Source organism: uncultured Oxalicibacterium sp., from assembly GCF_913776015.1.
In the GTDB taxonomy this organism is placed as follows: domain Bacteria; phylum Pseudomonadota; class Gammaproteobacteria; order Burkholderiales; family Burkholderiaceae_D; genus Oxalicibacterium.
The window spans coordinates 54,873-68,969 of record NZ_CAJYMD010000010.1; the positions used below are offsets into that span (position 1 = coordinate 54,873).

General features: G+C 56.2%; 12 protein-coding genes. 4 read left to right on the forward strand and 8 right to left on the reverse strand.

Annotated features, from left to right (window positions below):
* Positions 1 to 74 precede the first annotated feature (74 nt).
* The 4 genes from purT (at position 75) to nadB (ending at position 6,096) form a co-directional block, all read left to right on the forward strand.
* Positions 75 to 1,298 carry a formate-dependent phosphoribosylglycinamide formyltransferase gene (gene purT / locus QZ725_RS02040; protein ID WP_293775928.1) on the forward strand — a complete coding sequence of 408 codons (1,224 nt, stop codon included), beginning with the start codon at positions 75 to 77 and terminating at the stop codon, positions 1,296 to 1,298.
* The gene (locus QZ725_RS02045; protein WP_293775929.1) at positions 1,298 to 3,955 is read left to right on the forward strand and encodes an EAL domain-containing protein; all 2,658 of its coding nucleotides are present in this window, start codon (positions 1,298 to 1,300) and stop codon (positions 3,953 to 3,955) included. Before purT ends, QZ725_RS02045 begins: the two co-directional genes overlap by 1 nt.
* A complete protein-coding gene (locus QZ725_RS02050; RefSeq protein ID WP_293775930.1) occupies positions 3,921 to 4,346 on the forward strand; it encodes a GFA family protein in 426 nt (141 codons plus the stop codon). The genes QZ725_RS02045 and QZ725_RS02050 overlap by 35 nt, the downstream gene beginning before the upstream one ends.
* A 151-nt stretch (positions 4,347 to 4,497) precedes the next feature.
* Positions 4,498 to 6,096: an L-aspartate oxidase gene (gene nadB, locus QZ725_RS02055; RefSeq protein ID WP_293775931.1), complete on the forward strand. Its 1,599-nt coding sequence runs from the start codon at positions 4,498 to 4,500 to the stop codon at positions 6,094 to 6,096.
* Between the two features lie 61 nt (positions 6,097 to 6,157).
* Here the strand turns inward: nadB and nadC are convergent, their stop codons facing one another.
* The 8 genes from nadC to queE form a co-directional block, all read right to left on the reverse strand.
* Positions 6,158 to 7,021: a carboxylating nicotinate-nucleotide diphosphorylase gene (gene nadC, locus QZ725_RS02060; protein WP_293775932.1), complete on the reverse strand. Its 864-nt coding sequence runs from the start codon at positions 7,019 to 7,021 to the stop codon at positions 6,158 to 6,160.
* The gene (nadA, locus tag QZ725_RS02065) at positions 7,018 to 8,157 is read right to left on the reverse strand and encodes a quinolinate synthase NadA (protein WP_293775933.1); all 1,140 of its coding nucleotides are present in this window, start codon (positions 8,155 to 8,157) and stop codon (positions 7,018 to 7,020) included. The genes nadC and nadA overlap by 4 nt, the downstream gene beginning before the upstream one ends.
* Before the next feature lie 223 nt (positions 8,158 to 8,380).
* The gene (locus QZ725_RS02070) at positions 8,381 to 9,982 is read right to left on the reverse strand and encodes an ABC-F family ATPase (protein ID WP_293775934.1); all 1,602 of its coding nucleotides are present in this window, start codon (positions 9,980 to 9,982) and stop codon (positions 8,381 to 8,383) included.
* Positions 9,983 to 10,084: 102 nt separating this feature from the next.
* A complete protein-coding gene (gene ldcA / locus QZ725_RS02075) occupies positions 10,085 to 10,984 on the reverse strand; it encodes a muramoyltetrapeptide carboxypeptidase (RefSeq protein WP_293775935.1) in 900 nt (299 codons plus the stop codon).
* Between the two features lie 59 nt (positions 10,985 to 11,043).
* On the reverse strand, positions 11,044 to 11,964 hold the full coding sequence (locus QZ725_RS02080; RefSeq protein WP_293775936.1) for an alpha/beta hydrolase: 921 nt from the start codon (positions 11,962 to 11,964) through the stop codon (positions 11,044 to 11,046).
* Positions 11,965 to 12,278: 314 nt separating this feature from the next.
* Positions 12,279 to 12,806, reverse strand: coding sequence for a tRNA adenosine(34) deaminase TadA (gene tadA / locus QZ725_RS02085; RefSeq protein WP_293775937.1), 528 nt, complete (start codon positions 12,804 to 12,806; stop codon positions 12,279 to 12,281).
* 18 nt (positions 12,807 to 12,824) lie between these two features.
* On the reverse strand, positions 12,825 to 13,274 hold the full coding sequence (queD, locus tag QZ725_RS02090; protein WP_293775938.1) for a 6-carboxytetrahydropterin synthase QueD: 450 nt from the start codon (positions 13,272 to 13,274) through the stop codon (positions 12,825 to 12,827).
* A gap of 10 nt (positions 13,275 to 13,284) precedes the next feature.
* Positions 13,285 to 13,920, reverse strand: a complete 636-nt coding sequence (queE, locus tag QZ725_RS02095) for a 7-carboxy-7-deazaguanine synthase (RefSeq protein WP_293775939.1) — start codon at positions 13,918 to 13,920, stop codon at positions 13,285 to 13,287.
* Positions 13,921 to 14,097: the final 177 nt, after the last annotated feature.

A 14,097-nucleotide genomic window follows, 5' to 3' on the forward strand; every position in this document is an offset into this window, starting at 1 on the left:
GTCCAAATCGGGCACAATTTGGTATTGTCGGGTAGTCAACAGCCTCCATCCGCGAAGGCGCCTTTTCTTCCATTATGAATACACGCACCAACACTCCCGTTCGCATCGGCACGCCCCTTTCCCCGATTGCCACCAAAATTATGCTGCTGGGCTCTGGCGAGCTTGGCAAGGAAGTCATCATTGCCTTGCAACGTCTGGGCATCGAAGTGATAGCCGTCGATCGCTACCCCAATGCGCCAGGCCATCAGGTCGCACATCGCAGTCATGTCATTGACATGACCGATGGGACACAACTCGCCACACTGATCAACCAGGAAAAACCGGATTTGGTCGTGCCGGAAATTGAAGCACTGGCAACGGCCAAACTGGTCGAACTGGAAGAAGCCGGCGCGGTACGCGTCGTGCCTACCGCACGCGCCACCTGGCTGACAATGGATCGCGAAGGCATTCGCCGTCTGGCAGCAGAAACGCTGGGTGTGGCAACATCGCCCTATCGTTTTGCAGACAGCCTTGAAGAATTGCAGCTGGGCTGCACTGAAGTCGGCTTCCCGTGCATGGTCAAACCGGTCATGTCATCATCAGGCAAGGGGCAATCCAAGGTGCGCGCACTGGAAGAGGTCGAAACCGCTTGGGAAACGGCAGCCGCAGGCGGACGAGTTGATTCCGGCCGTGTGATTGTCGAAGGCTTCATCGATTTCGATTACGAAATCACGCTGCTGACCGTCCGCGCGCTGAACAAGGATGGTTCGGTCAGTACGCATTTCTGCGAACCGATTGGTCACCTGCAAGTGAATGGCGATTACGTTGAATCGTGGCAACCGCAAGCCATGCCGCCAGCCGCATTGCAAAAAGCCCACGATATTGCGCGCAAGGTGACCGACAACCTCGGGGGCCTTGGCCTGTTCGGCGTCGAGTTGTTCGTCAAGGGCGACATGGTGTGGTTCTCTGAAGTCAGCCCGCGCCCACACGACACTGGCATGGTCACCATGGTCAGCCAGCATCAGAGCGAATTCGAACTGCATGCCAAGGCCATCCTCGGTCTGCCGGTAAATACAGCATTGAAAACACCGGGTGCTTCGGCCGTGATCTATGGTGTGCATGAAGGCAAGCCGATCGCCTTCGAAGGCGTGGCCGATGCCTTGTCGGTCGAGGGCGTCGATCTACGCCTGTTCGGCAAGCCGGAATCCTTTGCACGCCGCCGCATGGGCGTAGCGCTGGCCGGTGCCGACGATATCGATACTGCGCGCGCCCGTGCGCTCGACGCTGCCGGGCGCGTGCGACCCGTTGCCGAAAGCTGATGAAACCAGCGTCACTACGTACCCTGTCGGTCTACGCAGGTAGCGATATCTTCCGTATCGCCACCCTGCTGCTGCATGCAACGCTGCTGCTGCACATCGTACTGCTGATGCTCTCCAACCAGCTGGTCCTTTCGCAGTTGGGAACCGGTACTGTTCTCGGGGTCGCCCTGCTGTTGATGCTGGCGTTCATACGTTACTTCTGGCTGCGTACCAGCCTGTTGTTGAGCCAGCCTTATCTGCTGATCGAAATGACCGCTGCGACGGCGGCGATCGTCATCTTTTCCCTGCTCGATGAGCTTCCTGCCAGCCCGATTCCTTGGCTGATTGCACTGGCAGGCGTATTCCCTCTGGTACTGAAGACGCGCATTGCCAGTGCCACCATCTTTATTCTTGCCGGAATTGTCTATGCGCTGAACGGCGGCCTCGCTTCCTCCATCGAGGAATGGGGGCCGGATCTCTTCGCCACGATTTCCATTGGCTTTCTGTCGCTTCTGCTTGCTCGCACCTTGAATCTGAATCGTATTGCGCTCGATCAGGTTCGTACCAATGAACGACGCTTCAACACAATCGTGCGCGTCACGCGTCATGTGTTCATCATTACCAGCAAAGAGTTTCGCATCACCTTTGCCAACCCGGCATTACAGGAAGTGGTCGGTTACAGCTTCGAGGAACTGACGGAAAAAGGGATTCGTCCTGAAATGCATCCCGACGATGTGGATGAACATCGCAAGAAAATGCATTTCCTGCGCGATACTCCTCACAGCGAAATCTTTTCACGCCATCGCATTCGACATCGCGATGGGCATTGGGTCTGGCTGGAAACGCGCGGTTACAACATGCTGCACGATTCCGCAATCGGTGGTTTGATCTTCAGTATCGAAGACGTCACCCTGCGCCGTATTGCAGAAAGCAAATTACAGGAAGAAACGGCGATGCTGCGTGCCGTGCTGGACCTCAATCCCTCGATGATCTATGCGAAGGATGCCGAAGGACGCTTCACGATCAGCAACCAGAGCTTCCAGCAACGCTTTGGCTATGCCACCGAAAACGAATTGCGCGGCAAGACAGCCTACGATCTATGCCTGCAAATGGCGCAGGCTGGTGAAGAAATGAAGGCGCTCGACATCGCCGATGAGATACGCGAGCAGGATGAGCACGTCATGCGCTCGGGCCAGGCGCTTACCGATATCGAAGCACGCGGCTTCTGGCGCAGCGATCTTGATCGCTGGTTCCATACCAGCAAATATCCGCTGACAGATGCGCACGGCAAGGTTACCGGCGTGCTGGGCGTGACGCAGGACGTCACCAAGCGCAAGAAAGATGAGTTGCAGATCGAATATCAGGCCATGCATGACATCCTGACCGAACTGCCGAATCGACGTTATCTCGTCAACACGCTGCAATCGGCCATGATTGCCAGTCGCCAGCGTCAAGCCAGCCTCACGCTGCTGTTCCTCGATCTTGATTTCTTCAAGAGTCTCAACGATACGCACGGCCATGACTTTGGTGACAAATGCCTGGTCGAAATCAGCAAACGCATCGTGCAAGCCTTGCCGGAAAAGGATTTTGTCGCGCGTTTTGGTGGCAACGAATTTGCCATCCTGACCAATGCCTCGCTGGCGGAAGCGGCCCTCAAGGCGAACAAGGTGATGCAAGCGGTATCCGAAAGGCTGATCATCGATGACGTTTCCGTCAAGATCCAGACCAGTATCGGCATTGCGCAACTGACCGAAGAACACCATGCGCCTGCCGATCTGATTCGTGATGCCGATGCGGCGATGTATCAGGCCAAAGAACGCGGCCGCAATCGCAGCGAAATCTACGACGCCGCCATGCAGATCAAGCTGACGCGTCATGCACGCATGGATGTGGCATTGCGCTTTGCCCTCGAACGCGAAGAACTCTCGCTCGTCTATCAGCCGAAAGTCTCGCTGACCGATGGCAAGGTCAAGGGCTTCGAAGTGTTGATGCGTTGGGATAGCCCCGAATACGGCAAGATTTCACCGAATGACTTCATCCCTATCGCCGAAGCCTCGGGCATGATGGTGCCGATCGGCATCTGGGCGATGGAAAAGGCGTGTCGTCAAATGGCGGCATGGCAAGCACGCTATACGCATATCGGCAACCTCACCGTTGCCATCAATGTCTCGATGCGGCAATTACTGCAGACGACCTTCTTCACGCAAGTACGCGAAATTCTGGATTCCAGTGGTGTGATTCCGAGTTCGATCGAACTGGAACTGACAGAAACGTCTGCCATGGCCAATCCGATGCAAACCATGGAAACGCTTTCCATGCTCAAGAAACTCGGCTTGCGCTTGGCGCTCGACGACTTCGGCACCGGCTACTCTTCCCTCGCTTATCTACAACGCTTGCCTATCGACATTCTCAAGATCGACAAAGCCTTCGTGCAAGGGCTGGGTAGCAGCCATAGCGATCGCGAAATCATTCATCTGATGATGGCACTGGCGCGCACGCTAAATCTCGAAACCGTTGCCGAGGGTGTGGAAACACTGTTGCAGATTCAGGAATTGCAGAAGATAGGTTGTACCCTGGGACAAGGATATCTGTTTTCGCCACCGCTCTCGACCGAAGAAGCCGAAGCCATGATTCGCAACAGTCATGTCTTCCCGCTGGCTCCTCCGGCAACGCGCTGATCCAAGCATGGATGATTATCGCGGTAGCTGCCTGTGCGGCACGGTCTCCTACCTGATCCAAGCGAAGCCCAAAGCCGTTACGCATTGCCATTGCCGGATGTGCCAGAAGCAGCATGGCGCCGCTTTCGCTACCTATGCGAGTGTGCCACGCGCAGATTTTCACTATCTTTCGGGCGAGGTCCTTCTTGCTTCCTTTGCATCATCTGGCACGGTCGTGCGCAAGTTCTGCAGCATCTGCGGTACGAATATCGAATGGCGTAGCAGCGACAACTTTGCCGACTGGATTTCATTCACGCTGACCACCCTGGATACACCTTTCGTACCAAACACCATCAGGCAAGTGCATCTGGATAGCAAGGCATGCTGGCTCGATACGCCAGGCAAGCATTAACGCGACGACCGCTTGTCACAACACATCTATTCAATGATTGCGTAGCAAAGCGCATCTGCCGTTCCCTTCGCAGTTTTTGCGCCAATACGCTGCAAATGGAATATAGTCATGGGCTAGTTCTTTTTGCGAATACTTCTCAACCGAATTCCCTATGAAATTTGATGTCGCGATCGTCGGTAGCGGACTGGCTGGATTGTCTGTTGCCCTTCATCTCGCCGAAACGCGCAAGGTGGCCCTCATTTCGAAACGCGCGCTGCTCGACGGTGCCAGTAGCTGGGCACAAGGTGGCATTGCTGCCGTACTGGATTCGAATGACAGCGTCGAAGAACATGTTACCGACACACTCGTGGCAGGCGGCGGCTTGTGCGATGAAACCGCCACGCGCTTCATCGTCGAGAACGGGCGCGCAGCAATCGAATGGCTGATCGCGCAAGGTGTTCCTTTTACGCCCGACCCAACCGCCGAACTCGGCTTTCATCTGACACGCGAAGGCGGGCATAGCCAGCGCCGCATCATCCATGCAGCCGATGCGACCGGCCATGCGGTCCAAGTGACGCTTGAACAGAAGGTTCGCAATCATCCGAACATCACACTGCTCGAACATCATTACGCCATCGACGTGATCACGTCCGATGCGATCGAGAGCAAAAAACCGATTACACCGCGCTGTCTCGGCGTCTATGTGCAGGATGTGAAGAGCGGCAAGGTCATTACCATTTCAGCCGAGCATACGGTACTGGCGACGGGTGGCGCGGGCAAGGTCTATCTATACACGACCAATCCCGACACTGCCACTGGCGATGGCATCGCGATGGCATGGCGCGCCGGTTGCCGCATCGCCAACATGGAATTCATCCAGTTCCATCCGACCTGCCTGTATCATCCCTATGCCAAATCGTTCCTCATCACCGAAGCCGTACGTGGTGAAGGCGGCGTGCTGAAGTTGCCGCAAACCGCAGGCAAAGGTGCTGGTAAACGTTTCATGCCCTCGCATGACGAACGCGCCGAACTGGCACCACGTGACATCGTCGCGCGCGCCATCGATGCCGAGATGAAGAAACGCGGCCTCGATTACGTCGATCTCGATATCAGTCACAAGTCACCGGAATTCCTCAAGGAGCACTTCCCAACGATCATGGCGCGCTGCCTCGAACTTGGTATCGACATGACGAAGCACCCGATTCCGGTTGTTCCCGCTGCCCACTACACCTGCGGCGGTATCATTACCGATCTTTCCGGACGCACCGATCTGCCCGGCCTGTATGCCGTGGGGGAAGCGACTTGCACCGGACTGCACGGCGCAAACCGCCTTGCCAGCAACTCGCTCCTCGAATGTCTGGTACTTGGCCGCGCTGCCGCGCACTACATTGCCGAACAACCCAAACAGAAAATCCCCGCCCTGCCGGCCTGGGATGAAAGCCGCGTCACGGATGCCGACGAGGAAGTCATCATTGCCAATAACTGGGAAGAATTGCGTCGCTTCATGTGGAATTACGTCGGCATCGTGCGCACGACCAAGCGCCTGCAACGTGCTCAACACCGCATTCGCCTGCTGAAGGAAGAAATCGACGAGTACTATGCCAACTTCCGCATCACACCCGATCTGCTGGAACTGCGCAATCTGGTCGAAGTCGCCTCACTGATCGTCAACAGCGCATTGTCGCGTCGCGAAAGTCGTGGTCTGCATTTCAGTCGTGATTATCCGAGCACCTTGCCCAAGGCACTGCCAAGTGTGTTGTCTCCGGACTGAAGAATTGGCCGGACAAAAAAAAGCCGCTCATCGAGCGGCTTTTTTTATTTCTTTTGACGAATCAGAGAATACGCAAGGAATAGTCGGTCGCCTTAACATCCTTGGTCAACGCACCAATCGAGATGCGATCCACACCGGTTTCGGCGATGGCGCGGATCGTTTCGCGATTGATACCACCCGATGCTTCGAGCAAAGCCAAACCGGCTGCAATGCCGACCGCTTCGCGCATCATGTCGAGGGAGAAGTTGTCGAGCAGAATGGATTGCGCACCAGCCTTGAGCGCTTCGCGCAACTGATCCAGCGTTTCGACTTCGATCTGGATACTCACATTGGCTTGCAACGACTGAGCCAGATGCATGGCGGCGCTGACGCCGCCGGCCGCCGCAATATGATTTTCCTTGATGAGGATGCCGTCATACAGCGCAATACGCTGATTCTTGCCACCGCCCACGCGCACCGCATACTTCTGCGCCAGACGCAGGCCGGGCAAGGTCTTGCGCGTATCCAGCACGGCCGCCTTGGTCCCTTTGACGAGTTCCGCGTAGTTGCGCGTGGCAGTCGCCACGCCTGACAACAATTGCATGAAATTGAGTGCAGTGCGCTCGGCTGTCAGCAAGGCACGCGCCGGGGCTTCAATGGCGCAGACTTCACTATCTGCCTGCATCAAATCGCCTTCACCGTAACGCCAGTTGATGGCGATACGCGCATCTAGCTGCTTCATCACCGCTTCGAACCACGGTGCGCCGCACAGCACGGCATCTTCACGCACGATGACGTGCGCCTTGACGATCTCCTGCTCGGGCACCAGACGACCGGTCACATCGCCAGTACCAATGTCTTCCGCCAGTGCCGCAGCGATATTGGCCTGGAAAGCCGCTTTCAGCGCGTCATCGAAAGGAGCGTAGGGATTGCGCAGCAAACTCATGCGGGGCCGATTCCTGAAAATAGTTGTTGTTCCTTCGCCAGATCGGAGGAAGGACGGACGTTGGCTTTCTGGGCGGCGGCGAAGTCCAGCATACGATCAATGCAAACCGTCGCCTTGCGGCCGATTTCGGGATCGACGTGGATTTCGTTCTTGCCGGTTTCCAGTACTTCGGCGAGATTCTGCAAGGCATTCATCGCCATCCACGGACAATGCGCGCAGCTCTTGCAGGTTGCGGCATTGCCGGCAGTCGGCGCATCGATGAAGATTTTGCCGGGTGCGGCCGCTTTCATCTTGTGCAGAATGCCATTGTCGGTTGCGACGATGAATTCCGGTGCATCCATCGTTTGAGCGGCATGGATCAGTTGCGAAGTCGAACCGATCGCGTCGGCCAGTGCCACCACGGCAGCCGGTGATTCAGGATGCACGAGCACCTTGGCTTGCGGATGGTCTTTCTTGAGCAACTCAAGCTCGACCGCCTTGAATTCATCATGCACGAGACACGAACCCTGCCACAGCAACATGTCGGCACCGGTCTGTTTCTGAATGTAGCTACCCAGATGCTTGTCGGGTGCCCACAGGATTTTCTTGCCTTGCGCGTGCAGGTGTTCGACGATTTTCAGGCCAATCGAGGATGTCACCATCCAGTCCGCGCGCGCTTTCACGGCAGCACTGGTATTCGCGTAAACAACGACGGTGCGATCAGGATGGGCATCGCAAAACGCCGAAAATTCATCGACTGGACAACCCAGATCAAGCGAACAGGTCGCATCGAGATCGGGCATCAGAATGGTTTTCTCGGGGCTGAGAATCTTGGCGGTTTCACCCATGAACTTGACGCCGGCAACCACCAGCGTCTTGGCAGGATGATCGCGACCGAAGCGCGCCATTTCCAGCGAATCGGACACGCAACCGCCGGTTTCTTCGGCCAGATCCTGCAAGTCGGCATCGACGTAGTAATGCGCAACGAGCACCGCTTCGCGCTCCTTGAGCAAGCGCTTGATACGAGCTTTCAGTTCAGTCTTTTCTTCCGGCGTAGGCGAAAGCGGGATCTTGGCCCACGCATGGGCGACGCAACTAGTGCCGCTTTCCATCTGCGGAAGTTCGAATTCAACGGTCTTGATTGGCTGATTCTGCATGGCTGGTCGTCAGATTGAAGTCGATGGGAAAAACCGATGTATCACGACATGGCCGGATACAGGGTCGGAGAAATTGTAGCGCCAATCGAATATGGCGGTTTTCGCAGCGGATGCAAGTGAGCTTCGATAACAAACACGTAACCAAGCTTGCATTGCGTACGCAAACTACATGCACCAGGGAAAATACGGATGAGCACCACTCACCCGCAAAGGCAATGAAGCCTTATTCAATACCTTGGCTGGTCAGATATTCTTCGTAACCGCCTTGGAAGTCGATTACTTCGCCATCCTTGACTTCGAGAATGCGGTTCGCCAACGACGAAACGAATTCACGATCGTGCGAAACAAAGATCAGCGTGCCGGCATACTTTTCGAGCGCAATGTTCAGCGATTCGATCGATTCCATATCCATGTGGTTGGTTGGTTCATCGAGCAACAGCACGTTGTGACGGCCCAGCATCAGCTTGCCGTACATCATGCGGCCCTTCTCGCCACCGGAGAGTACCTTGACCGATTTCTTGACGTCATCGCCAGAGAACAGCAGACGGCCGAGAATCGAACGCACAGCCTGGTCATCATCGCCTTCCTGCGTCCACTGGCCCATCCAGTCGGTCAGTGTTTCGCCCTTGGCGAATTCTTCGGTCGGATCTTGCGGCATGTAGCCGACGTTGGCATTTTCTGCCCATTTGACGGTGCCGCTATCGGCTTCCAGTCCGGCAATGTCCTTACCGCCAATGCAGCGCAACAGCGTCGTTTTACCGGCACCGTTGGCACCGATGATGGCGATGCGCTCACCTGCTTCGACCATGATGCTGAAACGATCAAAAATCTTGCGATCGTAGGTCTTGGAAATATTTTCCGTTTCCACGGCCAGACGATGCAGTTTCTTCTCGCCTTCAAAACGCACGAATGGATTCTGGCGGCTCGACGGTTTGACGTCTTCCACCTTGATCTTTTCAATCTGCTTGGCACGCGACGTTGCCTGGCGCGCCTTGGATTTATTGGCCGAAAAACGGCGGACAAAATCCTGCAGTTCGGCGACCTTTTCCTTGGCCTTGGCATTGTTGGCCAGTTGCTGCGCACGTGCCTGCGACGATGCCAGCATGTAGTCATCGTAGTTGCCCGGATAGACCTTCAGTGTGCCGTAATCCATATCTGCCATATGCGTGCAGACCTGGTTCAGGAAGTGACGATCGTGGGAAATGATGATCATGGTCGAATTGCGCTGATTGAGCACTTCTTCGAGCCAGCGAATCGTGTTGATGTCCAGGTTATTGGTCGGTTCATCAAGCAGCAGGATGTCCGGATTGGAAAACAGCGCCTGCGCCAGCAGCACGCGCAGCTTCCAGCCAGGAGCAACGTTGCTCATCGGTCCCTGATGCTGGTCAATCGGCACGCCAACACCCAGCAGCAGTTCGCCGGCCCGTGCCTCGGCCGTGTAACCGTCGTACTCGGCAAACTTGGCTTCCAGATCGGCCGCCTTCATGTAGTCGTCGTCGGTCGCTTCCGGGTTCGCATAGATCGCATCGCGCTCCGACATCGCCGCCCACATTTCCACGTGGCCCATCATCACCACATCCAGCACGCGCATTTCTTCGTAGGCGAACTGATCCTGGCGCAATTTACCCAGGCGTTCACCCGGATCGAGGCTGACATTGCCGGCGCTCGGTTCGAGGTCGCCACCGAGAATCTTCATGAAGGTCGATTTGCCGCAACCGTTCGCGCCAATCAGGCCATAGCGATTGCCTTCGCCGAACTTGACGGAAATGTTTTCGAACAACGGCTTGGGGCCGAACTGCATCGTGATGTTGGCGGTAGATAACACTTGGTAAAAAGCCTTTTGCAGAGAAGAGTGAATAACCGTGTATTTTATCATCCCGCACGTGGGATCTGGCCGTGGCTGGCATTGCGCCATGCCATTGGTCAGTCAGGGGAGATGCGGATAGGAAGAAATGGTAAGAGCAAAATGGTCATCTGCCGATTGCAGATGCGCATGCGCACCGACGGGAATGGTGGTTTTGTCGCGCCCATGACCGATTGGCAAGCCGTTCAGGATGGGAACATCAATCTGGCTACGTAACCAGAGCAGCATTTGCTCAAAATCGTAGCCATTGTCGTAATCGGTCAACCGATACCCCGAGAAATCGCCAAGCAGGATGGCTTTTTGGCGTTGCAGTATGCCGGCATGCGCCAATTGCAACAGCATGCGTTCGACCCGATAGGGATGCTCGTTAACATCCTCCACGAACAGAATGCCGCCTTCGATGGATGGCAGCCACGGTGAGCCGACAAGATGCGTGAGCATCGCAAGATTGCCGCCCCAGATGGTGCCTGCCACGTCCAGCGTCGGGTTGCCGCTGGCGCCACCTTCAATCACGCAGCCATCACGCGTCAGGCATTGCCAGAAATTACGTAAGGAAAAAGCGCTGGGCTCTTCGCGCACGAAATCGTCGCACAACATCGGCGCAGAAAAGCTGATTGCACCGCAGGTCGCCAGCATGCCCATCTGCAAGGCGGTGAAATCGCTATGGCCGACGAACAGCTTGCCGCTGTTTGCCAGCAAGTTGAAATCCATTTGCGGCAGCAAGCGCGTCAATCCGTAACCACCGCGAAGTGCCATGACGATATCGACATCAGGATGTCTCGCGGCCGTCACAAGCTGTGCCAGACGCTGCGCATCTGTGGCACCAAAACGATGGTGACGGCTGGCGGGATCCGTCAGGTCGAGAACCTGGCAACCTTGCGCCTCGAGATTGGTAATCCCGCGCACAACCGCTTCCGGATCGGGTGCATAACCACTGGGCGAAACGATGGCCACGCATGGCATCTTTTCTCTCGCACACAGAAGCGAACGAACCTCTTCGTTAATCGCAGACCACGCGGCATTCACGCCTGCACCGCCACTTTTTCCACGACGTCTTGCGCTGCATGACAATGTTCGGCAATCAAGGCGACCAGACGCGGATTGAGCTGATCTGGCAGATCGTGTCCCATGCCTTCAATTTCATGTAGCACCGCACCGGGAACCAGCCGTGCAACATCGCGTCCGCCTTCGGGAGGAATCAGCGGATCGGCCAAACCGTGGATCACCAATGTCGGCACCCGGATCGACTGCAGCAAGGCAACGCGATCACCCGAAGCGCCGATCGCCAGCAATTGCCGTGAGGTGGCAACCGGGTCGAGGTGACGTTTAACGGTGATGGAAATACGCTGGCGCAGGCTTTCGACCGGCGTCGGATATCCGGGACTGCCGATGACTTGAATGGTCCGCACGAAATGATCAATGATCCCGTCGTGATTCAAGGGATCGGGCGGCACAGCGAACAACACCTTGCGCGCTGCACGCGTCGGCCCCGGCAAGCCGCGACGACCGCTGGTCGACATGATGGAGGTCAGGCTAAGAATGCGTTCGGGATAACGCGCTGCCACGATCTGCGCAATCATGCCGCCCATCGAAGCGCCGACGACATGCGCTCTTTCAATACCCAAGGCATTGAGCAAACCGATCGCATCTTCGGCCATGTCGTCGAGTTTGTAGCCAGCTACAAGCTTCATCCGCAAAGCCAGTTTCAACACGGCCAGCAGCGTATTGGGCTTGCCCAGATGATGCAGCTTGGTGGACAGACCGTTATCGCGATTGTCGAAACGAATCACGTAAAAACCACTTTCCACAAGACCGCGACAGAACGTTTCCGGCCAGGCGATGGCTTGCGTGCCGAGGCCTACGACGAGAAGAATCGCCGGATGTTCGGGATTACCTTGTGTGTCGTACCAGATATCGAGATCGTTGACGCGAAGAGTTGGCAAAACAGTCGTCTTTCAAAACAGTGTTTCTAAACTGGCAGGTATCGGGAAATACATCGCTCCTGCTTCTTGCTTTCGATGTTTCGACGGAGATACCGCGACAAAGCAGCATTGCCGCTCTTCACGACAAGATACCATCGCCCTTGGGGAAAATCGAGGCAGCAGCCGGCACAAACAACACCCATTCAAGCGCAATCAGAGAAAGTATGTCGGGTACGTATCGCAACGGCAGAAACGTCGCAGATATCACGTACAAAAAGGCGAACGAATGTACTCATGGAGCGGGTAAGCAGTCTTACCCAAGCAGATAAAGCTTTTTAACTGGTCGGTAACGAAGCGCGACGCACCGCCTGCCCCTGCCGTCGGCGCTCTGCGAAAAACTCGCGCAACAGATTGCCACAGTCATCCGCCAGAACGCCGCCCGTCAGTTGTGTGTGATGGTTGAGTTGTTCCTGTGCGAACAGATTAACGACCGAGCCGCAGGCACCCGTCTTGGGATCACTGGCACCGAAAATCACGCGTGACAGGCGTGCGTGCATCATCGCACCCGCACACATGATGCAAGGCTCCAGCGTCACGTAGAGTTCGCAACCGGGCAGACGGTAATTGCCGAGAATCGTGGCGGCAGCACGTAGCGCCATGATTTCAGCATGTGCGGTCGGATCGTGATTGCCAATGGGCTGGTTGAAACCGGTGGCGATGACTTCGCCATCCTTGACGAGCAACGCTCCGACTGGCACTTCACCCAGCGCCCAGGCATTACGCGCCTGATCGAGCGCCTGCCGCATGAAGATGGCATCGCGCTCTGCATGTGGTTGGCTAATGAATGAAGACTGTTCGTCCATGAGGGGAATGCGCGAGGATCAGCGATCCGCCGTGATTTCCGCCCAGCAATTGGGGGTTTCATGCAAGACGAGTTTGTGCAAACGCAAGCCGGTGCCATAGCGGTCAGTGTAGGCTGCATTCAAAATCTCGAACGCCGTCTGCGCGAGATTTTCGACAGTCGGAATGCGGTTGATGACGACCGTCTTGTGCCCGGGAATGCTGTCGAGGAAGTCGCGCACCGTGGCGTCTTTTTCATAGACGAGAAAGGCGTGATCCCAGACATCGATCAGGTGCTGCTTGGCGAGCGTCTTGATGTCGGAAAAATCCATGATCATGCCGTTGTCCGAACTGCCCTCGACATCGATCACTTCGCCGATCAGGGTAATTTCCAGCGTATAGCGATGGCCGTGCAAATTGCGGCACTGGCTCTTGTGATCGGGAATGCGGTGGCCGGCGTCAAATTCCAGCTTGCGGGTAATGGTCAACATGACGATGTTCTCAGGGTATCTGTAAAAGTTTATGCGTCTGCAAGCTCAGTTTCCATTTGGGATTGCGCTTGCAGACATCGATCGCGAGTCGCGTGTTCTGTTCGGCCAGCGGGCCATCCATCGGCTGCACGAAGAAATGCTGGAAATCCAGATGTTCGTAGGCAGCCAGCGATTGTTCCTGCTGCGGAATCACGACCTTGATTTCGCTGCCCTTCTGCACCACCAGCTCCGATCCCATCTTGGGGCTGACGCAAATCCAGTCCACACCTGCGGGAACCGGCAAGGTGCCATTGGTTTCGATCGCGATTTCGAAGCCGACTGCATGCATGGCATCGATCAGTGCCGCATCGAGCTGCAACAAGGGTTCACCGCCGGTGAAAACCACATACTTGCTCGCCGTGTAGCTGGTCGGCCACAAGGCATTGATGGTGTCCGCAAGCGCTACTGCATCGCGAAATTTGCCACCGCCTTCGCCGTCGGTGCCGACAAAATCGGTATCACAGAACTGGCAGACCGCGCTGGCGCGGTCGCTTTCCCGACCGGACCACAGATTGCAGCCCGAGAAACGGCAAAACACGGCAGGACGACCGGCGTGCGCGCCCTCGCCCTGAAGCGTGTAAAACATTTCCTTTACGCTGTACGTCAAGATGGTCGCCGATCAATGTGGGCCGCGATGTGCGGAAGTGTCGCCTGTGTATGGTTTGTCAGCAGGCGGGATGCGATATTGCGGGCCGCTATTATAGATCAGCGCCACGTCACAGGCACTGCGGCCCGGACTTGCCAATCGATCAATGCCTGATCCGTCCCGCTTCGTCCATCAATG

Excerpts from the sequence above, each read along its gene's own strand:
- purT (WP_293775928.1), top strand. The coding sequence starts at position 75 with ATGAATACACGCACCAACACTCCCGTTCGCATCGGCACGCCCCTTTCC.
- QZ725_RS02045 (WP_293775929.1), top strand. The coding sequence starts at position 1,298 with ATGAAACCAGCGTCACTACGTACCCTGTCGGTCTACGCAGGTAGCGAT.
- QZ725_RS02050 (WP_293775930.1), top strand. The coding sequence starts at position 3,921 with ATGTCTTCCCGCTGGCTCCTCCGGCAACGCGCTGATCCAAGCATGGAT.
- nadB (WP_293775931.1), top strand. The coding sequence starts at position 4,498 with ATGAAATTTGATGTCGCGATCGTCGGTAGCGGACTGGCTGGATTGTCT.
- nadC (WP_293775932.1), bottom strand. The coding sequence starts at position 7,021 with ATGAGTTTGCTGCGCAATCCCTACGCTCCTTTCGATGACGCGCTGAAA.
- nadA (WP_293775933.1), bottom strand. The coding sequence starts at position 8,157 with ATGCAGAATCAGCCAATCAAGACCGTTGAATTCGAACTTCCGCAGATG.
- ldcA (WP_293775935.1), bottom strand. The coding sequence starts at position 10,984 with ATGCCATGCGTGGCCATCGTTTCGCCCAGTGGTTATGCACCCGATCCG.
- tadA (WP_293775937.1), bottom strand. The coding sequence starts at position 12,806 with ATGGACGAACAGTCTTCATTCATTAGCCAACCACATGCAGAGCGCGAT.
- queD (WP_293775938.1), bottom strand. The coding sequence starts at position 13,274 with ATGTTGACCATTACCCGCAAGCTGGAATTTGACGCCGGCCACCGCATT.